The sequence below is a fragment of the Mycobacterium dioxanotrophicus genome (assembly GCF_002157835.1).
GTDB classification, from domain to species: domain Bacteria; phylum Actinomycetota; class Actinomycetes; order Mycobacteriales; family Mycobacteriaceae; genus Mycobacterium; species Mycobacterium dioxanotrophicus.
In genome coordinates this window covers 1,482,413-1,503,458 of record NZ_CP020809.1, presented here as the reverse complement: position 1 = coordinate 1,503,458, position 21,046 = coordinate 1,482,413, and the positions used below count along the sequence as shown (strand labels likewise).

Annotated in this window: 25 protein-coding genes and 3 tRNA genes; 11 read left to right on the top strand and 17 right to left on the bottom strand. The window is 65.8% G+C overall.

Features of this window, described 5'->3' with window-relative positions; genetic code table 11:
- Positions 1-8: 8 nt before the first annotated feature.
- Complete coding sequence (locus BTO20_RS07215) at positions 9-968, bottom strand: helix-turn-helix transcriptional regulator (RefSeq protein ID WP_087074565.1); 960 nt, start codon at positions 966-968, stop codon at positions 9-11.
- 61 nt (positions 969-1,029) lie between these two features.
- Here BTO20_RS07215 and BTO20_RS07210 point away from each other — a divergent pair, with 61 nt between their 5' ends.
- Both BTO20_RS07210 and BTO20_RS07205 read left to right on the top strand, forming a co-directional pair.
- A complete protein-coding gene (locus BTO20_RS07210; protein ID WP_087074563.1) occupies positions 1,030-1,554 on the top strand; it encodes a DinB family protein in 525 nt (174 codons plus the stop codon).
- Between the two features lie 3 nt (positions 1,555-1,557).
- The gene (locus BTO20_RS07205; protein WP_087074561.1) at positions 1,558-2,160 is read left to right on the top strand and encodes a DinB family protein; all 603 of its coding nucleotides are present in this window, start codon (positions 1,558-1,560) and stop codon (positions 2,158-2,160) included.
- A 24-nt stretch (positions 2,161-2,184) separates the two neighbouring features.
- On the opposite strand, the gene BTO20_RS07200 is transcribed toward BTO20_RS07205, so the two are convergent.
- Positions 2,185-2,784, bottom strand: a complete 600-nt coding sequence (locus BTO20_RS07200; protein ID WP_087074559.1) for a TetR/AcrR family transcriptional regulator — start codon at positions 2,782-2,784, stop codon at positions 2,185-2,187.
- Positions 2,785-2,895: 111 nt separating this feature from the next.
- On the opposite strand from BTO20_RS07200, the gene BTO20_RS07195 reads away from it, so the two are divergent.
- Positions 2,896-3,888, top strand: coding sequence for an oxygenase MpaB family protein (locus tag BTO20_RS07195; RefSeq protein WP_087081737.1), 993 nt, complete (start codon positions 2,896-2,898; stop codon positions 3,886-3,888).
- 63 nt (positions 3,889-3,951) lie between these two features.
- Here the strand turns inward: BTO20_RS07195 and BTO20_RS07190 are convergent, their stop codons facing one another.
- Entirely contained in the window at positions 3,952-4,242 is a 291-nt protein-coding gene (locus BTO20_RS07190) for a hypothetical protein (protein ID WP_087074557.1), read from the bottom strand.
- A gap of 226 nt (positions 4,243-4,468) precedes the next feature.
- Complete coding sequence (locus BTO20_RS07185; protein WP_232491199.1) at positions 4,469-5,725, bottom strand: MFS transporter; 1,257 nt, start codon at positions 5,723-5,725, stop codon at positions 4,469-4,471.
- Between the two features lie 219 nt (positions 5,726-5,944).
- Here BTO20_RS07185 and BTO20_RS07180 point away from each other — a divergent pair, with 219 nt between their 5' ends.
- The 6 genes from BTO20_RS07180 (at position 5,945) to BTO20_RS07155 (ending at position 12,373) form a co-directional block, all read left to right on the top strand.
- On the top strand, positions 5,945-7,309 hold the full coding sequence (locus tag BTO20_RS07180; protein ID WP_087074553.1) for an ABC1 kinase family protein: 1,365 nt from the start codon (positions 5,945-5,947) through the stop codon (positions 7,307-7,309).
- Positions 7,310-7,341: 32 nt separating this feature from the next.
- Positions 7,342-8,247, top strand: coding sequence for an alpha/beta fold hydrolase (locus BTO20_RS07175; protein ID WP_087074551.1), 906 nt, complete (start codon positions 7,342-7,344; stop codon positions 8,245-8,247).
- A 158-nt stretch (positions 8,248-8,405) separates the two neighbouring features.
- Positions 8,406-9,278 (top strand): cyclopropane mycolic acid synthase family methyltransferase, encoded by an 873-nt coding sequence (locus tag BTO20_RS07170; protein ID WP_087074549.1) that lies wholly within the window; start codon positions 8,406-8,408, stop codon positions 9,276-9,278.
- Between the two features lie 195 nt (positions 9,279-9,473).
- Positions 9,474-10,334, top strand: a complete 861-nt coding sequence (locus tag BTO20_RS07165; RefSeq protein ID WP_087074547.1) for a cyclopropane mycolic acid synthase family methyltransferase — start codon at positions 9,474-9,476, stop codon at positions 10,332-10,334.
- A 94-nt stretch (positions 10,335-10,428) separates the two neighbouring features.
- On the top strand, positions 10,429-11,124 hold the full coding sequence (locus BTO20_RS07160) for a YciI family protein (RefSeq protein WP_087074545.1): 696 nt from the start codon (positions 10,429-10,431) through the stop codon (positions 11,122-11,124).
- A gap of 7 nt (positions 11,125-11,131) precedes the next feature.
- On the top strand, positions 11,132-12,373 hold the full coding sequence (locus tag BTO20_RS07155; RefSeq protein ID WP_087074543.1) for an RNA polymerase sigma factor: 1,242 nt from the start codon (positions 11,132-11,134) through the stop codon (positions 12,371-12,373).
- Positions 12,374-12,440: 67 nt separating this feature from the next.
- Here the strand turns inward: BTO20_RS07155 and rplA are convergent, their stop codons facing one another.
- The 13 genes from rplA to BTO20_RS07090 form a co-directional block, all read right to left on the bottom strand.
- Entirely contained in the window at positions 12,441-13,148 is a 708-nt protein-coding gene (rplA, locus tag BTO20_RS07150) for a 50S ribosomal protein L1 (protein WP_083161853.1), read from the bottom strand.
- A gap of 73 nt (positions 13,149-13,221) precedes the next feature.
- On the bottom strand, positions 13,222-13,650 hold the full coding sequence (rplK, locus tag BTO20_RS07145) for a 50S ribosomal protein L11 (RefSeq protein WP_018598681.1): 429 nt from the start codon (positions 13,648-13,650) through the stop codon (positions 13,222-13,224).
- Positions 13,651-13,716: 66 nt separating this feature from the next.
- Positions 13,717-14,586, bottom strand: coding sequence for a transcription termination/antitermination protein NusG (gene nusG, locus BTO20_RS07140; RefSeq protein ID WP_087074541.1), 870 nt, complete (start codon positions 14,584-14,586; stop codon positions 13,717-13,719).
- Between the two features lie 28 nt (positions 14,587-14,614).
- On the bottom strand, positions 14,615-15,067 hold the full coding sequence (gene secE / locus BTO20_RS07135; protein ID WP_087074539.1) for a preprotein translocase subunit SecE: 453 nt from the start codon (positions 15,065-15,067) through the stop codon (positions 14,615-14,617).
- A gap of 68 nt (positions 15,068-15,135) precedes the next feature.
- Positions 15,136-15,208: transfer RNA gene (locus BTO20_RS07130), tRNA-Trp, on the bottom strand.
- 176 nt (positions 15,209-15,384) lie between these two features.
- A complete protein-coding gene (gene hadC, locus BTO20_RS07125; RefSeq protein WP_087074537.1) occupies positions 15,385-15,894 on the bottom strand; it encodes a (3R)-hydroxyacyl-ACP dehydratase subunit HadC in 510 nt (169 codons plus the stop codon).
- 13 nt (positions 15,895-15,907) lie between these two features.
- The gene (gene hadB, locus BTO20_RS07120; RefSeq protein WP_064947460.1) at positions 15,908-16,336 is read right to left on the bottom strand and encodes a (3R)-hydroxyacyl-ACP dehydratase subunit HadB; all 429 of its coding nucleotides are present in this window, start codon (positions 16,334-16,336) and stop codon (positions 15,908-15,910) included.
- On the bottom strand, positions 16,323-16,799 hold the full coding sequence (gene hadA / locus BTO20_RS07115) for a (3R)-hydroxyacyl-ACP dehydratase subunit HadA (protein WP_087074534.1): 477 nt from the start codon (positions 16,797-16,799) through the stop codon (positions 16,323-16,325). Before hadA ends, hadB begins: the two co-directional genes overlap by 14 nt.
- A 10-nt stretch (positions 16,800-16,809) precedes the next feature.
- On the bottom strand, positions 16,810-16,977 hold the full coding sequence (rpmG, locus tag BTO20_RS07110) for a 50S ribosomal protein L33 (protein ID WP_023985310.1): 168 nt from the start codon (positions 16,975-16,977) through the stop codon (positions 16,810-16,812).
- Between the two features lie 35 nt (positions 16,978-17,012).
- Positions 17,013-17,086: transfer RNA gene (locus BTO20_RS07105), tRNA-Met, on the bottom strand.
- A 33-nt stretch (positions 17,087-17,119) separates the two neighbouring features.
- Positions 17,120-17,192: transfer RNA gene (locus BTO20_RS07100), tRNA-Thr, on the bottom strand.
- A gap of 118 nt (positions 17,193-17,310) precedes the next feature.
- A complete protein-coding gene (locus BTO20_RS07095; RefSeq protein ID WP_087074532.1) occupies positions 17,311-18,546 on the bottom strand; it encodes a globin domain-containing protein in 1,236 nt (411 codons plus the stop codon).
- Complete coding sequence (locus BTO20_RS07090) at positions 18,546-19,004, bottom strand: RrF2 family transcriptional regulator (protein ID WP_087074530.1); 459 nt, start codon at positions 19,002-19,004, stop codon at positions 18,546-18,548. The genes BTO20_RS07095 and BTO20_RS07090 overlap by 1 nt, the downstream gene beginning before the upstream one ends.
- 100 nt (positions 19,005-19,104) lie before the next feature.
- Here BTO20_RS07090 and BTO20_RS07085 point away from each other — a divergent pair, with 100 nt between their 5' ends.
- Positions 19,105-19,818: an MBL fold metallo-hydrolase gene (locus BTO20_RS07085; RefSeq protein ID WP_087074528.1), complete on the top strand. Its 714-nt coding sequence runs from the start codon at positions 19,105-19,107 to the stop codon at positions 19,816-19,818.
- A 229-nt stretch (positions 19,819-20,047) separates the two neighbouring features.
- On the top strand, positions 20,048-21,031 hold the full coding sequence (locus tag BTO20_RS07080; RefSeq protein ID WP_087074526.1) for a phospholipase effector Tle1 domain-containing protein: 984 nt from the start codon (positions 20,048-20,050) through the stop codon (positions 21,029-21,031).
- Positions 21,032-21,046: the final 15 nt, after the last annotated feature.

The following is a 21,046-nucleotide window of genomic DNA, read 5'->3' as shown; positions in this document are numbered from 1 at the left end:
AGCGAACCTTACGTTCGCGCGGCGCTCCGGGACAGGCGTTCGGCCATTGCCCGGACGGCGGTGGCCAGCTCAGGCGGTTCCAGCACCTCGAAATCGTGACCGAGGGTGGCGAAGTACACCACCATGCGTTCGGGATCGTCGGCACCCGCGGTGACGATGCACGCGTCTGGACCGTCCGCCTCGACGGTGGCAGAAGCCGGTGAAAACATCGGGGCCACAACGTCTTGCGGGGCCGCATACCGCACCCGCGCGACATACCGGTACGGCGACGCGCTGATCGCCCGGCGCACGTAGTCTGCCGGGTCGGGCGCGTCGCGCGGTGTGAAGGTGCTGCCCAGCGCCCTGACCTCGGACATCCGGTCCAGCCGCAGCGTGCGCCAGTCGGCCCGGTCTCGGTCGTAGGCCATCAGATACCACCGGCGCCCGGTGGTGACCAGTTGATAGGGCTCCAGCCGGCGCTGCGTGTTGTTGCCCCGGATGTCGGTGTACCCGGCGGCGACGTGTTCGCGGTCGCGGCAGGCGCGGGCCAGGGTCATCAGCACATCGGGTGCGACGGCTGCGTCCGACGAGTTGGGCGACAGGGTGACGGTGGCGTCGTGCACGGCCGAGACCTGTGAACGCAGCCGGGCCGGCATCACCTGATCGAGTTTGGACAGGGCCCGCAGCGCCGATTCCCCGACGCCCGCGACGCTGCCGCCGGCGGCCAAGCGCAGGCAGACGGCCATCGCGACGGCCTCGTCCGGGTCGAGCAGCAGCGGCGGCAGCGCGGCCCCGGCGCCGAGTTGGTAGCCACCGCCGTGTCCCTTGCTGGCATGCACGGGATATCCCAGCTCGCGCAGCCGCTCGACATCGCGTCGGACGCTGCGGCCCGTGACGCCGAGCCGCTCGGCCAGCTCTTCACCCGACCACACCCGGCGCGACTGCAGCAGGCCCAGGAGTTGCAGCACCCGACTGGTCGTTTCGCCCATGAAGCAAGTCTGCCGCACTCTTAGGACAGAACCTGTCCGCTATGGATGCGATGGTTACTCCATGCAGAGAAACCCGCTGGCCGATCAGCTGGACTACCACTGGACCCATCAACTACGCCCACGGTTGGACGGTCTGACCGATGACGAGTACTTCTGGCAGCCGGTTCCCGACTGCTGGACGGTCCATCCCGACGGTGCCATCGACTTCAGCTATCCCCCGCCGCAGCCGGAGCCGTTCACGACCATCGCGTGGCGGCTCGCGCACGTCATCGTCGGCGTCTTCGCCATGCGTAACCACTCACACTTCGGCGGCCCGCCGGCCGACTACCAGACCTGGCCGTACGCCACCGACGCGGCCACTGCCCTGGCTCAGCTCGACGACGCGTACCGAATCTGGATCGCCGGGGTCCGCTCGCTGAGCGACGACGACCTGGAGAAGCCGATCGGACCGGCCGAGGGACAATGGGCCGACTACTCGATGGCCGAGCTGATCCTGCACATCAACCGGGAGGCCATCCACCACGGCGCCGAAATCGCTTGTATCCGCGACCTTTACGTCCATTCAACCCACAGCCAGGAGAACTGAACCATGCCCGGATTGCCCGCACCCGCCGCCGACGAGCGCGACAGCCTGATCGAGTTCCTCCGCCACAACCAGAACGCGTTCGTGGCGGTGTGCCACGGCCTGACCGACGAACAGGCCCGCTCCACTCCGTCGGTGAGCGCACTGTCGGTCGGCGGCTTGATCAAACATGTCACCGCCGTGCAGCGCAGCTGGGCCGATCGGGTCAGGTCGGCACCGGATTTCCCGCCACCGGACCCGCGACCGATGGAAGAGATCATGGCGGAGCACGCCGGCCAGCATGTGATGCGCGAGGACGAAACCCTCGGCGATCTGGTCGCCGCGCTGACGGCCGAGAACGCCGCCACGCTGCAAGCCTTCGCCGATGCCGACCTGAGCACACCCGTCCCGGTTCCACAGGACGTGCCGTGGTTCCCCAAGGACATCGACCACTGGTCGCCGCGCTGGGTGGCCATGCATCTGGTGGAGGAGCTCTCCCGGCATGCCGGGCATGCCGACATCATCCGTGAATCCATCGACGGCGCAACGATGTACGAGTTGATGGCTGCCGCCGAGGAATGGCCGGAGACCCAGTGGATCAAGCGGTGGCGGCCCGCCGCCGCAGTCTGATCGGCGGCCCGCCGCCGAAATGAGCTAGCGGCCCAGCACGAGGCGCAGCGCATGCTCGACCACGGCGTCGAGATCGTCACCGAGGTGGCCGGCCAGCCACTGCTGGGCCAGCTCGGCCATCGCACCGGTGTACATGGCCGCTCCGACCTGGGCGGCCACCGGGTCCGAGCCGGGATGTCGCCGGTCACCCTCGGTCAGGACCGCCTCACGCAGCAGATCCTGGGTGGCAATGCGACGCGCCGCCAGCACCGGATTGGCCCTGGCGTCGGTGAACAACACGCGCCCGCGCCGCGGATCGGCGGAGCTGAAGCCCAGCACCGCGGCGATCCCGGCGCGGGTCCTGACCCGTACTGAATCCCCGGCCCCGGCCATGACGGTCTCGAGTTCGGCCGCCAGCGCCGCGGCCACCTGGTCGTACACCGCGCCGAGCAGATCGTCGGTGTCGACGAAGCTCTCATAGAAATAGCGGGTGTTGAGGCCGCACTCGCGGCATACCGAACGGACCGACAGCGCGGCCTCACCGCCATCGCCGAACAGTCGAAACGCCGCGTCGATCAGCAGCGCGCGGCGTTCGGCGCGGCGGTCCGTCAACGGGACGCCCGCCCACCGGGTCGGAGTCGACATCAGTACAGCGTAAGTCTGGTCACGCATGTAGCCAAAATGTATTGTGGTTACAACCGTGACCAGATATTGCGGAGGAGCCCAAACGTGTTGTTCCCGACGTCCGTACCGTTCATGCCGCACCAGTTCGTCGGGCAGTGGCTGAATCAGAAATTCGACGCCGACATCCGCCGGAACTACTTCCGCGGGATGGATTTCGCCGGACCCACGGGCGATCCTGGCTGGTTCGGGCCGGGCAGCGCCGTGTGGCACGTGCACTCCCACATGCACGCGCTGATCTTCGGGTTGCAGTGCGCGGCCTACCTGGAGCGTCTCGACCCGTCGATCTACTGGATGGGCATGCACCACTCCCGCCTGGTGCAGCGCGACGAGGACGGACAGGCCATCCCACAGATCGACCCCAAGGGCGCCGCCGTGCGCCTGGGCCATTCGATCGCGTTCTTCATCGGCACGGCATACGGCTCCACCGAGACCGCCGAGCGGCTGGCCAAGGCTGTGCGCGCGATGCACCACACCATCAAGGGTGTCCGCCCCGACGGCGCCCGCTACGACGCCGACGATCCCGACTGGTTGCGCTGGAACTATGCCACGGTGGTCTGGGGCCTTGCCACAGCACATGAGCTGTACCACCCACAGCCGTTGCGCGGCAAGAAACTCGACCGCTATTACGGCGAGTTCATCCGCGTCGGGCACGCCCTTGGCGGCACGGACCTGCCCACCACCAAGGCCGAGACGCTCGACTGCCTCAAGTCCTATCTGCCCAAACTCGCGCTGACCCACGGCGCAGCCATGGCAACCGGGCCGAATGTGCCACTGCCGCAGAGCGCGATCGACTGGGCCATCCGCGACACCATGCCCAAATGGGCCATGCAGCTGATTCAGCACCAGTCCCCCAACATCATCGAGCGCACCGCGCGGCGGGGCCTGGTGTGGTCGACCATCAACGGTCTTGAGTTGGCGGCCGGGCCCATTCCGGAGTTCCGGCAGGCCCAGGCCCGGGTGGCCGACGGCGTAGACCCGGCCCTGGCGCCGCATACCGAGCCGTCGTACGTACTGGGCAGCGACCCGGTCCGCAGTCGCGAGGAGGTCGAGCACAGCTTCGCCTGAGACGCCGAAATACACTGAGCCCCTGACCGATTGGCCAGGGGCTCAGTGTATGGGTGGGGCGGGTCAGCTGCGGTGTTCGCCGCGGTGGCCGTTGAAGGAGTGGTCCCAGTGGTGCCACGGCCAGAAGCCCCAGAAGCCCCAGTCGCGATGCTCGCGGTGCTCGCGGTATTCGCGGTGCTCGCCCGAATCGTGCCGGTAGTCGACCGAGTAGCTGCGCGAGTGGTCCGACGGACCCGGATCCGCGTTGGCGCCAGCGGCCAGTCCCAGCGCGGCGCCGCCCAGGATGCCTGCGGCGGCGACCGGAGCCGCAACGAAGCGGGCGAAGAAGCGCGACTTGTTCGTGGTGGTGTTCATCTGAATTCTCCTGAGTGAGTTGGTGTTTGGTTGTTTGTGACGCTGTCACGTCTACGAAACTACGGGGCCGGCGACCGGGTGTCGCGGTTGTGCGCACAACCCGCGCTACACACGATTTTCTGGAGATTCGCGCATTGTGCTCACCCGTGGATTGCCGCCAAATGGACTGAGCCCCTGCTCGATTCGCATCGAGCAGGGGCTCACCGGTGGCAGGATCGACACACCCCTACTGCAGGACAGTGCCTTTGGTTTCCGGCAGCGCGGACGTACAGACCAGGCTGGTGAGGACGACGACGGCCATCATGGCCCCGACGGCGGGCGTGCCCCACGCCGCCAGCAGCGGTGCCGCGACGATCGTCGGCACCGCGCCACCGACCAGCCCCGCGAGGTTCAGGGACAAGCCGGCACCGCTGTAGCGGTATCTGGTTCGGAAGATCTCCGGTATGAAGGCCGCCATCGGCCCGTACGAACTCGCGGCGACCGCATACGTACCCGACATGGCGAGCGCGAACAACGCGGCATTGCCGGTGTCGATGAGCGGAAGCACGACGAACGTCCATGGGACACCGACGGTCAACGCCACCATGATGACGCGGCGGCGGCCGAACCTGTCGCTCAGCATGGCGCTCAGCGCGTTGAACACCACCACGATCACCCCACCGAGCAGACCCACCTGCAGGATCAGGTCCGGTGAAAAACCGACGCGGGTATGGGCATAACTCATCAGATACGCATTGGCCATGTAACCCAACGCGAAGAAGCCGATCATGCTGCCCGCGGCGAGAAGCACCTCGCGGCGCTGCCGCCGCAGCAGGGCGGTGAGCGGTGTGACCGGGGCAGTGCCGCGGACCTGGCCGGTGAACACCGGTGTTTCCGCGACGTTGAGTCGGACATAGAGCGCGATGACCACCAGCACTGCGCTGAACAGGAATGGGATCCGCCAACCCCATGCGACGAACACGTGACTGGATTCGCCGACGGTCTTGTTCACCGCGAGGAACAGCAGGCTGCTCATGACCAAACCGCTGCCCACCCCCATCTGGGTGAACATGCCGTAGCGGCCGCGCGCGGCCGGCGGTGCGTATTCGGCCGACAGCAGCGCGGCACCCGCCCATTCGCCACCGACCGCGAATCCCTGCACGAGCCGCAGCGTCAGCAGTATCAGTGGAGCGGCCATCCCGATCGTTGCCGCGCTGGGAACCGTGCCGACGGCGACCGTGGACAGGCCCATGATCAGCAGGGTGGCGATCAGCGTCGACTTGCGGCCCAGCCGGTCGCCGAAATGTCCGAAGAACGCCGCACCCAGCGGCCGCGAAGCAAACGCCGCTGCGAAGGTCGCCATCGACGCGACGGTTGCCATCGTCGTACCGAGATGCGGGAAGAACACCTTCGGGAACACCAGCGCCGCCGCCGTGCCGTAGATGTAGAAGTCGTAGTACTCGATGGCAGATCCGACGAAGCTGGCCATCGCCACGCGCTTCATCGGGGTGCCCTGGGATTCCTGCAGAATCGTGGCCATTTTCGCTCCTCAGCCGGTTGTTTGGGCTGAAGGTACGAAGCGCGGCCGCCGGAAGCGCGGTTGTGCTCACAAGCGGGTCTAAGCAGCGATATCGAGGTTCTGCGCATTGTGCTCACGGGGCGACCCTGTGATACGCAGCACACCTATTTTTGGCGGTACCGGCGGTTTTGAGACACTGCCCTAATGAGCACTCCCCCCTCGAAAACAAAACAGCGCGAGGGAGCCAAACTGGATCGGGTGCCCCTGCCGGTCGAGGCCGCACGCATCGGCGCGACGGGTTGGCAGATCACCCGCACGGGCGCCCGCGTGGTCACGAACCTTCTCGGCAAGGGCTCTCTGCAGCAGAAGATCATCAGGCAGGTCCCGCAGACGTTCTCCGATCTCGGCCCCACCTACGTCAAGTTCGGGCAGATCATCGCGTCCAGTCCCGGCGCCTTCGGTGAACCGCTGAGCCGCGAGTTCCGCAGCCTGCTGGACCGGGTGCCGCCCGCCGACACGGACGCGGTGCACAAGCTGTTCAAAGAAGAACTCGGCGACGACCCGCAGAACCTGTTCAGCTCGTTCGACGAGAAGCCGTTCGCCTCGGCATCGATCGCCCAGGTGCACTACGCGACACTGCACTCCGGCGAGGAGGTGGTGGTCAAGATCCAGCGGCCGGGTATCCGCCGTCGCGTCGCCGCCGATCTACAGATCCTCAAGCGCGGCGCCCAGATCGTCGAGCTGGCCAAACTGGGCCGCCGCCTCTCGGCGCAGGACGTGGTGGCCGATTTCGCCGACAACCTCGCCGAGGAGCTCGACTTCCGCCTAGAGGCCCAGTCGATGGACGCGTGGGTGTCGCACATGCACGCCTCGCCGCTCGGCGAGAACATCCGGGTCCCGCAGGTGTACTGGGACCTGACCAGCCAGCGGGTTTTGACGATGGAACGCGTGGCAGGCATCCGCATCGACGACGTGGCCGCGATCCGCAAGGCCGGTTTCGACGGCACGGAGCTGGTGAAGGCGCTGTTGTTCAGTGTTTTCGAGGGCGGCCTCAAGCACGGCCTGTTCCACGGTGATCTGCACGCCGGCAACCTGTATGTGGATCACGACGGCAAGATCGTGTTCTTCGACTTCGGCATCATGGGCCGCATCGATCCGCGGACCCGCTGGCTGCTGCGGGAGCTCGTCTACGCCCTGCTGGTCAAGAAGGACCATGCCGCGGCGGGCAAGATCGTGGTGTTGATGGGTGCGGTGGGCACGGTCAAGCCCGAGGGTGACGCCGCCCGGGACCTCGAGGCGTTCGCCACCCCGCTGACGATGAAGTCGCTGGGCGATATGTCCTACGCGGAAATCGGTAAGCAGCTCTCGGCGCTGGCCGATGCGTATGACGTCAAGCTGCCGCGCGAGCTCGTGCTCATCGGCAAACAGTTCCTCTATGTCGAGCGGTACATGAAGCTCCTGGCGCCCACATGGCAGATGATGAGCGATCCGCAGCTCACCGGTTATTTCGCCAATTTCATGGTCGACATCAGCCGGGAGCACAAGGATATCGACGGGGTCGAGGCGTAAGTGGCCGACGAGCGCTCGCGCGAGGAGCACTGATGCAAGTGCGTACCGGTTATGCCAAGTCCGGCGATCTCGACATCTACTACGAGGACATGGGCGACCCGAACGATCCCGCGGTCCTGCTGATCATGGGGCTCGGCGCGCAGTTGTTGTTGTGGCGCAACGGTTTCTGCGAGAAGCTCGTCAACCAGGGACTGCGTGTCATCCGCTACGACAATCGCGACGTGGGGTTGTCGAGCAAGTTGTCCGGCCAGCGCGTCGACACCCCGTTGCCGTTCCGCATGGCCCGCTCGTTCCTGGGGTTGCGCAGCCCGTCGGTGTACACGCTCGAGGACATCGCCGACGACGCCGCGGCCCTGCTCGATCACCTCGGCATCCACAGCGCGCACGTCGTCGGCGGCTCGATGGGCGGGATGATCGCGCAGGTCTTCGCCGCGCAGTACCGGCACCGGACCAAGACCCTCGCGGTGATCTTCTCCAGTAACAACAAGGCGCTCCTGCCGCCGCCGGGGATCAAGCAGCTGCTGTCGTTGGTCACCGGTCCGCCACCGGGTTCGACGCGAGATGCCATCATCGACAACGCCGTTCGGCTCGGCAAGCTCAACGGCAGCCCGGCCTATCCGACTCCCGACGACCAGATGCGTGCCGAGGCCGCCGAACTCTACGACCGGTCGTACTACCCGGCCGGCATCGCGCGGCACTTCGCCGCGATCCTCGGCAGCGGCAGCCTGTTGCGCTACGACCGGCGCATCACCGCTCCCACCGTGGTGATCCACGGCCTCGCCGACCGGCTGATGCGCCCGTTCGGTGGACGTGCCGTGGCCAAGGCGATCGCGGGCGCCCGCTTGGTATTGATCGACGGCATGGGCCACGAGCTACCTGAACCGGTGTGGGACGAGGTCGTCGGTGAGCTCAAGACGAACTTCTCCTCTGCGGGCTAGTTCGTGAGTCTGCAACAAGACTCCTCCGACTGCGCGTTTGCCGGGTCGGCGAAGCTCGGTAGCTGCCTCATGCCGGTTTAGGCTTTGCTGCAGTCTGGGGGCGGACTCATCAAATCGTGATGCGGCGCAGCCCTCGGACGACTCCGAGAGGCAACACCATGGCCAAAGATCCGGCCAAGCTCACGCCGAAATTCGAAGACGTACAGGCCCATTACGACCTGTCCGACGATTTTTTTGCACTGTTCCTGGATTCCAGCAGGACCTATAGCTGCGCGTACTTCGAACGCGACGACATGCCGCTGGACGAGGCTCAGCTCGCGAAGATCGATCTGTCCCTTGGCAAGTTGGGGTTAGCGCCGGGCATGACCTTGCTCGACGTCGGATGTGGTTGGGGCGCAACGATGATGCGCGCTCTCGACCGTTACGACGTCAACGTCGTCGGCCTCACGTTGAGCCGCAATCAGCTGGCGCACGTGCAGCAGTTGTTCGACGGCTCGGACAGCCCGCGCAGCAAGCGCGTGCTGCTCAGCGGCTGGGAGCAGTTCGACGAACCGGTGGACCGCATCGTGTCGATCGGCGCCTTCGAGCATTTCGGCCATGAGCGCTACGCCGACTTCTTCCGGTTCGCCCACAACGCCCTGCCGCCCGACGGCGTGATGTTGCTGCACACCATCACCGGCCTGCACCCCAAGCAGGCGCAGGAGCGCGGCATCCCGTTGACGTTCGACATGGCCCGGTTCATCAGGTTCATCGTCACCGAGATCTTCCCGGGCGGGCGTCTCCCGACGATCGAGATGGTCGAGGAACACGCCGGAAACGCGGGATTCACCCTGACCCGCAGGCAGTCGCTGCAGTCGCACTACGCACGCACCCTGGACCTGTGGGCGGCGGCGCTGCAGGACCACCGTGACGAGGCCATCGCGATCCAGTCGGAAGAGGTCTACGACCGGTACATGCACTACCTCACCGGCTGTGCGAACGCCTTCCGGATCGGCTACATCGACGTGAACCAGTTCACTCTGAACCGCTAGGCGTGTCGTCGTGGCTTCGCTACCGCGCCGGACACAAACATATTCTCGCTGGCACCGATGATGCAGCAGGCAGGGTGGCGCCCATCACATGTTTGCCAGCACAATCCGTTGACAGCAGTCAAGGCCTACCGGGCCTGACCTGCTGTAGGCTGACTTTTCGCGAGTGAAATCTATAAGCTTGGAGCAATTTCGAACATGTCAGAATTGACGCCGAAATACGAAGAACTGCAGTCGATCTACGACATTTCGAATGAATTCTACGAACTGTTCCTGGGCCCGACAATGGGCTACACGTGCGGGTACTTCGAACGCGAAGACATGACCGGCGACGAGGCGCAGATCGCCAAGTTCGACCTCGCACTGGGCAAGCTCGGCCTGGAACCCGGCATGACGCTGCTCGACATCGGCTGCGGGTGGGGCGCCGGCATGGCGCGCGCCATCGAGAAGTACGACGTCAACGTCATCGGTCTGACCCTCTCCGGCGAGCAGCGCGAATACGCCATCGAGAAGCTGTCGAAGATCCCCACCGACCGCAAGGTCGAGGTCCGCCTGCAGGGCTGGGAAGAGTTCGAGGACAAGGTCGACCGCATCGTGTCGATCGGCGCGTTCGAACACTTCGGATTCGACCGCTACCCGGCCTTCTTCAAGATGGCCTACGACGCACTACCCGACGACGGCACCATGCTTCTGCACAACATCACCGGGTTCGACCTGCGTCAAGGCCAGAAGCTCGGCCTGCACATGACGTTCGAGGACGCCCGGTTCGCCCGGTTCATCATGACCGAGATCTTCCCCGGCGGCCGGCTGCCCTCGGTGGAGATGGAGCAGGAGAAGGCGATCGAAGCCGGATTCAAGCTCACCCAGCTGCAGGAGATCGGCCCGCACTACGTCCGGACGCTCAAGATCTGGGCCGACGCGCTCGAGGCCCACAAGGACGAGGCCATCGCGATCCAGAGCCAAGAGGTCTACGACCGCTACGACAAGTACCTCAACGGCTGCCAGAAGTACTTCGCCTCGGGCCATATCAGCGTCCATCAGTTCACGCTGCAGAAGTAATTTCTCGCGAGCTGTCGGATCGGGGCGGCGTCGTTCGTCGGATGGGTAGAGAGTGGAACAGCAGGTTCTCACTCGCTGACACCGGGAGACGACGATGCACTACTTCGCCCTACTGATCAATCGCGAGAACGCACTCACCCCTGAGCAGGGTGCGGCCGAGATGTCGGCGTACCTGGACTTCCACGCCAAAGCAGCGGCGTCCATTCGTGCGGGCGATGCGCTGACCCCGGCCGCAGGTGCTGTCCGCATCTCCGGCGGCCCGGACAATCCGACCGTCACCGACGGCCCGTTCGCCGAGGGCGCCGAAGTCGCCGGGGGCTACTACGTATTCGAGGCCGAGAACCTCGACGAGGCCCTCGCGCTGGCCCGCGACATCCCAGCGGCCAAGTACGGCGCCGTCGAGGTATGGCCCATGGTGCATTGGCAGGCACCCGAGCAGCCCGTCCGCAACGACTGGCTCGCCCTGCTCCTGGAACCGCCGGAGGCCGTCAATGTGCCGGGCACCGACGAATGGAACAAGCAGGCAGGTCTGCACGTCGAGCTCGCCAAGACCATCGGCGACAAGACGCTTGCCGGTGCGCCGCTGCATCCGCCGTCGACCGCGACCACCGTGCGCGTGCGCGACGGCAAGGTGACGTTCACCGACGGCCCCTACGCCGAGGGCGCGGAGGTGGCCAACGGGTTCTACGTGCTGCGTGCCGCGGACCGCGACGAGGCGGTCAAACTGGCGTCGATGATTCCGGCCTCGGCCATCGAGCTCCGCCAGTTGTCCGGCATCGCCGGGCTGTAGTCGCCCGGTGACCCAGCTGGACGGCGTCTTCCGGCGGGAGTGGGGTCCCGCTGTGGCCACCATCGCGCGGTGGTCCGGCGATCTCGATATCGCCGAGGACGCCGTCCAGGACGCCTGTGCGCAGGCGCTGCGGACCTGGCCGTCCGATGGGGTGCCGAGCAATCCGGGCGCGTGGTTGACGACCGTCGCGCGCAACCGGGCCCTCGACCGCCTGCGTCGTGAATCTTCGCGCGCGGGAAAGGAATTGGCCGCAGTGTTCGAGGAGACGACGGCGCGCGACAACGGCCGCGAGCTGCATCCCGTTCGCGACGACGAATTACGGATGATGTTCACGTGCGCCCACCCGGCGCTCGACCGGGCTTCGCAGTTGGCACTCACGCTGCGGTTGATCTCCGGGCTCACCGTGGCCGAGATCGCCCGGGCACTGCTGCAGTCCGAGGCCGCGGTCGGCCAACGGCTCACCCGCGCCAAACACAAGATCCGCCAAGCCAATATCCCGTTGCGGGTGCCGCCGCCCGAGCTGCTGCCCGACCGCACACCACATGTGATGGCGTGTGTCTATTCGGTGTTCACGGAGGGCTACTGGTCCACCGGTGGCCCGTCCGCCATTCGGGACGAGCTGTGCGACGAGGGTGTGCGGTTGGCTGGTGAACTGTGCTCGCTGCTGCCTGCCGACCGAGACGCGCACGCACTGGCAGCCCTTGTCCTGCTGCATGATTCGCGTCGGCAGACCCGCGTGGACGACGACGGTGCGCTAGTGCCGCTCGACGAGCAGGACCGAAGCCGTTGGGACCGTGGCCGCATCGCCCGGGGCCTGGATCAGCTGCGGCTCGCAGAAGGAGCGGCGGGGCCCTATCTGCCGCAGGCGGTGATCGCGGCGCTGCACGCCACCGCACCGAGCTGGCAGCTCACCGATTGGACCGTCATCTGCCAGGCCTACGATCGGCTGCTCGAGCTCGGAGAGTCCCCGGTGGTACGCGCCAATCGCGCTGTGGCCGTTGCGTTTCGCGACGGGTTCGACGCCGGGTTGGCGGCGCTCGACGAGGTCGCCGACGATCCGCGTCTGGCACGCTCCAGCATCGTCGCCTCGATCCGGGCGGATCTGCTGCGCCGCGCCGGACGCAGCAGAGAAGCCTTGCACTGGTACGGGATCGCGCTGGAGAGCGACAACGTCTCCGCGCCGGCCGCGGCGTTCCTGCGTCGCCGCATCACCGAACTCACCCCAGAAATGCCGAGTGGCCAGTTATGACACGCGATTCAAAGAATCTTGTGCCGCAACTGGCCACTGGATGAGAAAGTTGCGCGGCTCCGCTGCGCTACGCCTCCGTGAAGTTCCGGGTCACCGCCGGGTCAACCGGGATACCCGGGCCCGTGGTGGTGGAGACGGTCACCTTCTTGAGGTAACGACCCTTCGACGACGACGGCTTGGCACGCAGCACCTCATCGAGCGCGGCGCCGTAATTCTCGGCCAGCTTGGCCTCGTCGAAGGACGCCTTGCCGATGATGAAGTGCAGGTTGGCCTGCTTGTCGACACGGAAGTTGATCTTGCCGCCCTTGATGTCCTGAACGGCCTTGGCGACATCCGGGGTGACGGTGCCGGTCTTGGGGTTCGGCATCAGCCCGCGCGGGCCCAGCACGCGAGCGATCCGACCGACCTTGGCCATCTGATCCGGGGTGGCGATCGCGGCGTCGAAGTCCAGGAAACCGCCCTGGATCTTCTCGATCAGGTCGTCGCTGCCGACCACGTCAGCGCCGGCGGCAGTAGCCTGCTCGGCCTTCTCGCCCACGGCGAACACCGCGACGCGCGCGGTCTTACCGGTGCCGTGCGGCAGGTTGACGGTGCCGCGGACCATCTGGTCCGCCTTGCGGGGGTCGACGCCCAGGCGGATGGCCACCTCGACGGTGGCGTCCTGCTTCTTGGACGACGTCTCCTTGGCCAGCTTCGCGGCCTCCAGCGGCGTGTAGAGCTTGTCCCTGTCGACCTTCTCGGCCGCTTCGCGATATGCCTTGCTGTTCTTGCTCATTGAAAATCCAATCGTGTCTGTTGGAGTCGTGGTTCCCGAGCCGATGCCAGCTCTCCCACGCTTTGGTGGAGTCTTACTCGACGGTGATACCCATGGAACGGGCGGTGCCTGCGATGATCTTCGCCGCGGCGTCGATGTCGTTGGCGTTGAGATCGGCCTTCTTGGTCTCGGCGATCTCGCGCACCTGGTCCCAGCTCACCTTGGCGACCTTGGTCTTGTGCGGCTCACCCGAACCCTTGGGCACACCGGCAGCCTTGAGCAGCAGCCGAGCGGCGGGCGGGGTCTTGAGGGCGAACGTGAAGCTGCGGTCCTCGTAGACGGTGATCTCCACGGGGATGACGTTGCCGCGCTGCGACTCGGTCGCGGCGTTGTACGCCTTGCAGAACTCCATGATGTTGACACCGTGCTGACCAAGCGCAGGGCCAACCGGCGGGGCAGGGTTGGCCTGCCCGGCCTGGATCTGCAGCTTGATGAGCCCGGCGACCTTCTTCTTCGGGGCCATGCTGTGGTGTTCCTTACTCGCTTATCCGAGGGCGCGTGCCGCGCCCGCTGTTCTAGCCGTTACCGGCTAAATCTTGGCGACCTGGGTGAAGGTCAGTTCGACAGGTGTTTCGCGGCCGAAGATGGACACCAGCACCTTGAGCTTCTGCTGTTCGGCGTTGACCTCGCTGATGGAGGCCGGCAGCGTCGCGAACGGACCGTCCATGACGGTGACGGACTCGCCGACCTCGAAGTCGACCAGGATCTCCGGGCGTTCCAGCGTGGCCTCGGTGGACGCAGCGGCGGCGGCGACGGGCGCTTTGCCCGCAGCGGCCTTCTTGGCGGCGCCCTGCGGCAGCAGGAACTTCACCACGTCGTCGAGCGCCAGCGGGGACGGGCGCGAGGTCGCACCGACGAAGCCCGTCACGCCGGGGGTGTTGCGCACCGCGCCCCACGACTCGTCGTTGAGCTCCATGCGCACCAGGATGTAGCCCGGCAGCACCTTGCGGTTGACCTGCTTGCGCTGGCCGTTCTTGATCTCGGTGACCTCTTCGGTGGGCACTTCCACCTGGAAGATGTAGTCGCCGACGTCGAGGTTCTGCACGCGGGTCTCGAGGTTGGCCTTCACCTTGTTCTCGTAACCGGCGTAAGAGTGGATCACGTACCAGTCGCCGGGCCGCAGGCGCAGATCCTTCTTGAGCGCGACAGCCGGGTCTTCGTCTTCGTCGGCCGCAGGAGCTTCCTCGGCGGCCGGAGAGTCTTCGTCGGTCGCGGGAGCGTCCTCGTCGGTCGCATCCTCCTCGGCGGGCGCCTCAGCGTCGCCGTCGGCGGTGTCCTCACCGCCGGTGGTCTCTTCGACTGTTTCGTCGACGGTCTCCGCCACAACGGCATCTCCACCGTCTTCGACACTGACGGTCTCGTCGGCGAGTGTCTGCTCATCGCCGTCGAACGTGGTCACGTTGTCAGTCCTCTCTCAAATCCTCGGGTCAGGTGCCGAAAACCAACGACACCAGCCGTGCCAGGCCCAGGTCCACACCTGAAATCAGCGCGACCATGAACACCAGGAAGACCAGCACCACCGAGGTGTAGCTGACCATCTGCTTGCGGTTGGGCCAGATCACCTTCCGAAGTTCGGCAACAACCTGCTTGAGGTAGTTGATGACGAACATGATCGGATTGCTCGACGGGCCGCCGGCAGCCTTCTTGGTCTTTTTAGTCTTACCGGCGCCGTTCTTGACGGCATCCTTCGACTCGGCGGTGTCCTCACCGCTGTCGGTCTCGTCGCCCTCAGCGTCGCTGGGCACTCCACGGCGGGACCGCTTACCGGTCGGGCGCAGCGGTCTGGTCACAACCGCGGTCTGACCGTGGTTGTCGCCGGAGCCATGGGCGTCGGTCCCAGTGTCGTCTGCGGAGCCGGCACCTTCGCGCTCGTCGCTCACCGCATGCCTTTCATCCTGGTTGCGTGGTCACCTTCCAGTGTCCACACCTTGTCGAATATTCAGTTGAGCAGGGGCGACAGGACTTGAACCTGCAACCTGCGGTTTTGGAGACCGCTGCTCTGCCAGTTGAGCTACGCCCCTTCAGCGATAACGAGGTTTTACCCCCGTGACCACGTTCTTCGTCCGGGGCTCACACAATTCGCGCGCTCCCCGTACGCTCGATCAAGCCGACGGACAGCGCGCTGAAATGGGAAAAACCCCGAGAGCCGAGTGTACCCCGGCGTGGGTATCAACCACCAATCGCGTCGGCCACCCGACTATTCCCCGGCTGCCTTACGGATGACCTGGCCGGATTCCGGATCCCACTTGACCTGGATGGAGTGGTCGCCTTCGTGACCCATCATCGTGGTGATGGCCTCCAGCACGATCTCGCCGTCGTCGTCGGTGCAGACGTTGTGGGTGACGACGATGTCCGCGCCGAACCGTTCCTCGACCGAGGTGATCTCCATGACGGCGTGCAGCTGGTCGCCGGCCTTGAGCGGCCTGCGGTAGACGAACTTCTGGTCCACCTGGACGATCTGCATGGTCTGCATACCGACATCGACGTGTTTGAAGAAGTGCTGCTGAACCAGAAGCGCCAGGGTCGAGGCGAAGGTCAGCGGCGCGACCAGCGCATCGTGGCCGAGTTCGGCCGCGGCCGCCTCGTCGTGACTCGCCGGATCGAAGGCCTTCACGGCCTTGGCGTACTGGCGGATCTGCTCGCGGCCGATCAGGAACGGGTCCGGATATTTCCAGACCATGCCGCGGATATCGGTCTTGAGAGCCATGCTCCCAACCTCCCTAAGCCAGTTGTGCGGTGGCGACAGCGCGCCCGAAGATCTTCTTCCCGCCCGTGGTGGCCGAGATGGCGATGGTGACCAGCTTGTCCTCGGGGTCGACGGACTTGATCCGGCCGTTGAAGACGATCTCCGCGCCGACGCCGTCGTTGGGCACCGGCACCACTGCGGTGAACCGGACGTTGTACTCCTTCACCGCGGCGGGATCGCCGACCCAGGAGGTGACGTAGCCGCCACCGAGGCCCATGGTGAGCATGCCGTGCGCGATCGCGGTGTCGAGGCCGACCTGCTTGGCGATCTCGTCGTCCCAGTGGATCGGGTTGAGGTCGCCGGAAACACCCGCGTAGTTGACGAGGTCACCACGGGTCAGCGGGATGATCTTCTCCGGGAGCGTGTCCCCGACCTTGACCGAACTGAACTCACGCAGCGCCATCAGAAAAGCCCTCTCCATCTTCGCCCGTGCGGCCCGCAAGGGCCGTAAAAGTCTCCTGCACAACATCACCGGCATCGTCGGTGATGATGGTCTTGAACACGATGAGATCGGTGCCGTGCGCCTGCCGAACCGAGTCCACGTAGACGTCCGCGTATAGCTTGTCGCCCGCAAAGATCGGCTTGACGAACTTCAGTGCCTGGTCGACCTGGACGATCTGGGCGTCCTCGACACCGATGTTGGCGTCGTTCAAGAACGCCAGCTGGGCCTGGTATCCGAAAATGCAGATGAAGGTCAGCGCCGCAGGCAGCTTGGTATGACCGAGTTCAGCCGCGGCCTTCTCGTCGTGAAAGTACGCGTCGTCGTTCTTGACGGCGAGCGCGTGCTCCCGAATTTTCTCGCGACCGACCTCGTAATGCTCGGGATAGCGAAAGTGCTTCCCGACGAGCTTGGACGATAGAGCCACGAGCGTTGGGCTACCGCGACTCTTTGTGCGGCTGGTGGTGCCCGCAGTTCGGGCAGAACTTCTTGATTTCCAGCCGATCGGGGTCGTTGCGGCGGTTCTTCTTGGTGATGTAGTTACGGTGCTTGCACACCTCGCAGGCCAAAGTGATCTTCGGCCGAACGTCCGTACTCGACGCCACGTCAGCTGCCCTCTTTCACGTCTTACTTGTCCCTGTAGCGGTGGGGGGGCTCGATCCCCCGACCTCACGATTATGAGTCGTGCGCTCTAACCAGCTGAGCTACACCGCCCCGATAGGCACGGGCATCGCTCCGCGACCACCGAGCCCCCTAACGGAATCGAACCGTTGACCTTTTCCTTACCATGGAAACGCTCTGCCGACTGAGCTAAGGGGGCCTACCTACTGCGGCCCGCGGCTGTAAGCCGTGGGCCTTAAAGAGGGTACAGCCTCCCCGGCAGCCGCACCAAACCGCTGGTCAACACGGCTGCCGGGAGGCATTTTCGGCGCTGGGTGTCAGTCCAGCAGCCAATCGTTGGGTGCGAACAACTCGCAGTGCACCCGCTCGGTCGGGATCCCCCGCTCGCCCAGCTGGGTCCGCACGGCCGCGACGAAGCCCGCACCACCGCACAGGTAGAACTCGGCGTCGACCGGCAGTTCGATACCCGCCAGGTTCAGCAGGCCCGGGTGCACGCCCGGGGTGCCCGCGGTGACGCCGTCCTCGTACCAGACGTCGAGGCTGGAGTTCGGCAGCGCCTCGACCAGCTCGTGCTGGCGTTCCCGCAGCGGATGGCTGGTGTCGCTGCGGTCTGCGTGCAGCACCCGCACGTGGGTGTCCGGCCGCTCGGCGGCGAGGTGCTCCAGGATGCCGATCATCGGGGTGATGCCGATGCCCGCCGAGATCAGCACCAGCGCCTCACCTTCACCGCCGGACGCGTGCAGGTCGCCGAACGGCACCGTGACGTCGAGCAGATCTCCGACGCACAGGTTGGCGCGAATCCAGTTCGACACCTCACCGGCGGGCTGGGTCGAGGTCACGTCGACCGGCTTCACGGCGAAGGTCAGATCGGTGGTTCCGGCGTCGTTGACGAGGCTGTACTGACGCAGCTGGCGGGCGCCGTCGGGCAGCGTCACGCCGACCGAAACATATTGGCCCGGAAGGAAATTCACGGGCGCATCGGACCGGACCGTGACGAGCACGGCACCCGACGGGTCGTCGACGCGCGAGACCACCCGCAGCCGGCGGAACACGTCACCTGCCTCGACGCCCGCGCCGGAGTAGAGCCCGTTCTCCAGCTCGATGAGCGTGTCGGCCATGATCCAGTAGACGCGGTCCCACGCTTCGGCCACCTCGGCCGTCACCGTCTCGGCGCCCAGCACCTCGACGATCGCCGCGAACAGGTTCTCGTGGACGACCGGATACAGGTCGGCGGTCACACCCAACGAGGCGTGCTTGTGTCCGATCCGCGACAGCAGCTCGGCCGGATGCGGCAGCGCCGGATCGACGAGGTGGGTGGCGAAGGTGGCGATCGACGCGGCCAGCGCGCGCTGCTGCGATCCCTGCGCCTGGTTGCCGCGATTGAACAGGTTGCGCAACAGGGCCGGATGGTTGCTGAACAGCCGGCGGTAGAACTCCTTGGTGATCTCGTCGATGTTTGCACCGATCAACGGCAGCGTCGCCTTGACGATCTCGGCGTGGTGCGGCTCGAGCTCGACCCTTACGGCTGAGGGCTCGGGCGTGGTGACGGTCATCATTGGGTCCTTTCTCCGGTGAGTTGTAAAACAATCGGAAGGCCGGCCGAAAAGCCGATGCCTCCTGACAGATCGGTGACCGTGTAACGGTCGAGTTCGCGGTAGAACGCGGCTTTGGCCTCGGCCAACGCGCGGCGCAGCCGGCATGCGGCGATCAACGGGCACGGGTTGTCGCCGCCGCATTCGATGACCTCGCGGTCGCCTTCGAGTTCACGCACCAGCGCGCCGATCGACGCGGTTCGGCCGGCCTCGGTCAGCACCAGTCCCCCGACCCGGCCGCGCCGGGCGTGCACCATGCCGAGTTCCGCCAGCCGCGACACGGCCTTGGCGACGTGGTGTTCGGACGCGTTGGCGCTCACCGCGATGGTGCGCGTGGTGACCCGGCGACCGGCCGACTCGGCCGAGGCCAGCAGCATCAGCGTGCGGAGGCCGAGGTCGGTGAACCGGGTCAGTTGCATGGCTTCACGCTATTAAATTCCGCATTCTTGATGCGACTTTTAGCGCTGTGCTATTAAACACCGTGTGAAGTGCGGTTTTTTGACCTGCAATGATGGGCAGATGTCTCAGGATCGCCTCTACTTCAAGCAGCTCTTGTCCGGCCGGGACTTCGCCGCCGACGACATGATCGCCCAGCAGATGCGCAACTTCGCCTATCTGATCGGCGATCGCGAGACCGGCGAGGCACTGGTGGTGGACCCGGCCTACGCCGCGGGTGATCTGGTCGACGCGCTGGAGGCCGACGGCATGCGCTTGGCGGGCGTGCTGGTCACCCACCATCACCCCGACCACGTCGGCGGGTCGATGATGGGCTTCGAGCTCAAGGGCCTGGCCGAACTGCTGGACCGCACTGAGGTGCCCGTGCACGTCAATACCCATGAGGCTGAATGGGTTTCGCGCGTCACCGGGATCCCGCTGAGCAGCCTGACCCGTCACCAGCACGGCGACAAGGTCGGTGTCGGCGCCGTCGACATCGAGTTGCTGCACACGCCCGGCCACACCCCCGGCAGCCAGTGCTTCCTGCTCGACGGACGACTGGTTGCCGGCGACACGCTGTTCCTCGAGGGCTGTGGCCGTACCGACTTTCCTGGCGGCAACGTCGACGACATGTTCCGCAGCCTGCAAGCGCTGGCCCAGCTGCCCGGCGACCCGACGGTGTTTCCCGGCCACTGGTACTCGGCCGAGCCCAGCGCGCCACTGGCCGAGGTCAAGCGCAGCAACTACGTGTACCGCGCTTCAGACCTGCAGCAGTGGCGCTCGCTGATGGGTGGCTGAGAGCTTCCCGCACGGCTCGCCGGGCTTGGATCTGGCCGGCTTCCCGACCGGGCGCAACGGAACTTTCCTGCATGTCGCGGTGTTGCGACAGACTTCGTCGGCAATACCCTTGCATACGCAAAAACCCGCGTGAAGGGGCAAATAGAGTAGCGCAATACTCAGGACACCGTTTGGATACCCCGGCAAACTGATTGAGCAGTCTTCCTCGTTTGTTCAGTCGGGGGTCGTTGTGAAAAACATAGTGCTGTGCTTCGACCACACAGATGAGCGTCCCGGTCCACGAGACGCGACCAATACTGAAGCGTTGTTCCGGTTGCTGGACATCGATGATGATCAGCTCGGCTGGTACCACTCGGGCGCTACGTCGTCACGCATGAGATTCTCCCGGCGCCGGCGCGCCACCGCCGTGACCGAAGCCCGCGGCGCACTACTGGAGGCCTACCGCTTTCTCGGTGACTGCTGGGAACCCGGCGATGCCATCTACCTGTTCGGCGGGGCCGACGGCGGACACCGGGCCCGCGAACTGGCAGCGCTGCTCGGATCGGTCGGGTTGTTGCCGGAGGGGTCCGATGATCTGGTCAGCTACGCGCTGGCCACCTATGCCCTGCCGCGCACAGCACGAACCGCGCAGGACTGGGAACATGTCAAACGGGTGGCTGCCGAGTTGATCGGAAACAGCGAAAGTACGGTCCCGGTACGGTTTTTGGGCCTCTGGGATGTCGTCCGGATCCCCGGTGCCGGCCGCCGGGCCGCCCCGCTGACCAATGTCGAACGCGGGCGGCATGCCCTGGCCATCGACGCATTGCGCCCGGCCTCGCGTGACGGCGTCATCGACGAGGTCTGGTTCCGCGGCGGGCACTGCGACATCGCCGGCGGCACCGGCGCGTGCTGGGCGCTGGCCGACATCGCGATGGACTGGATGCTCGACGGGGCTGTCGACGCCGGCCTGCGGGTGCCCGTACGCCTGTCCACTCCCACCGACCTGGACGCGCTGGCCGGTACCGCCCCGACCTTCGGGATGGTCCGGCCGCCACTGGACGCCCCCGTGCACGCCAGCGTCGAGCTGTATCTGCGCGCGCACCCGCAGTACTGGCGGCGCCTGCCGGCCCGCATCGAGTGGGCCGACGCCGATTGGCTGGCCCGCGGCGAACGGCTGCTCCCCGTGCCGGTCCAGGCTGAGCCCGCGGCGGCCCTCACGGCAGCCGCTTCCTGAAACTTTGCTGATCAC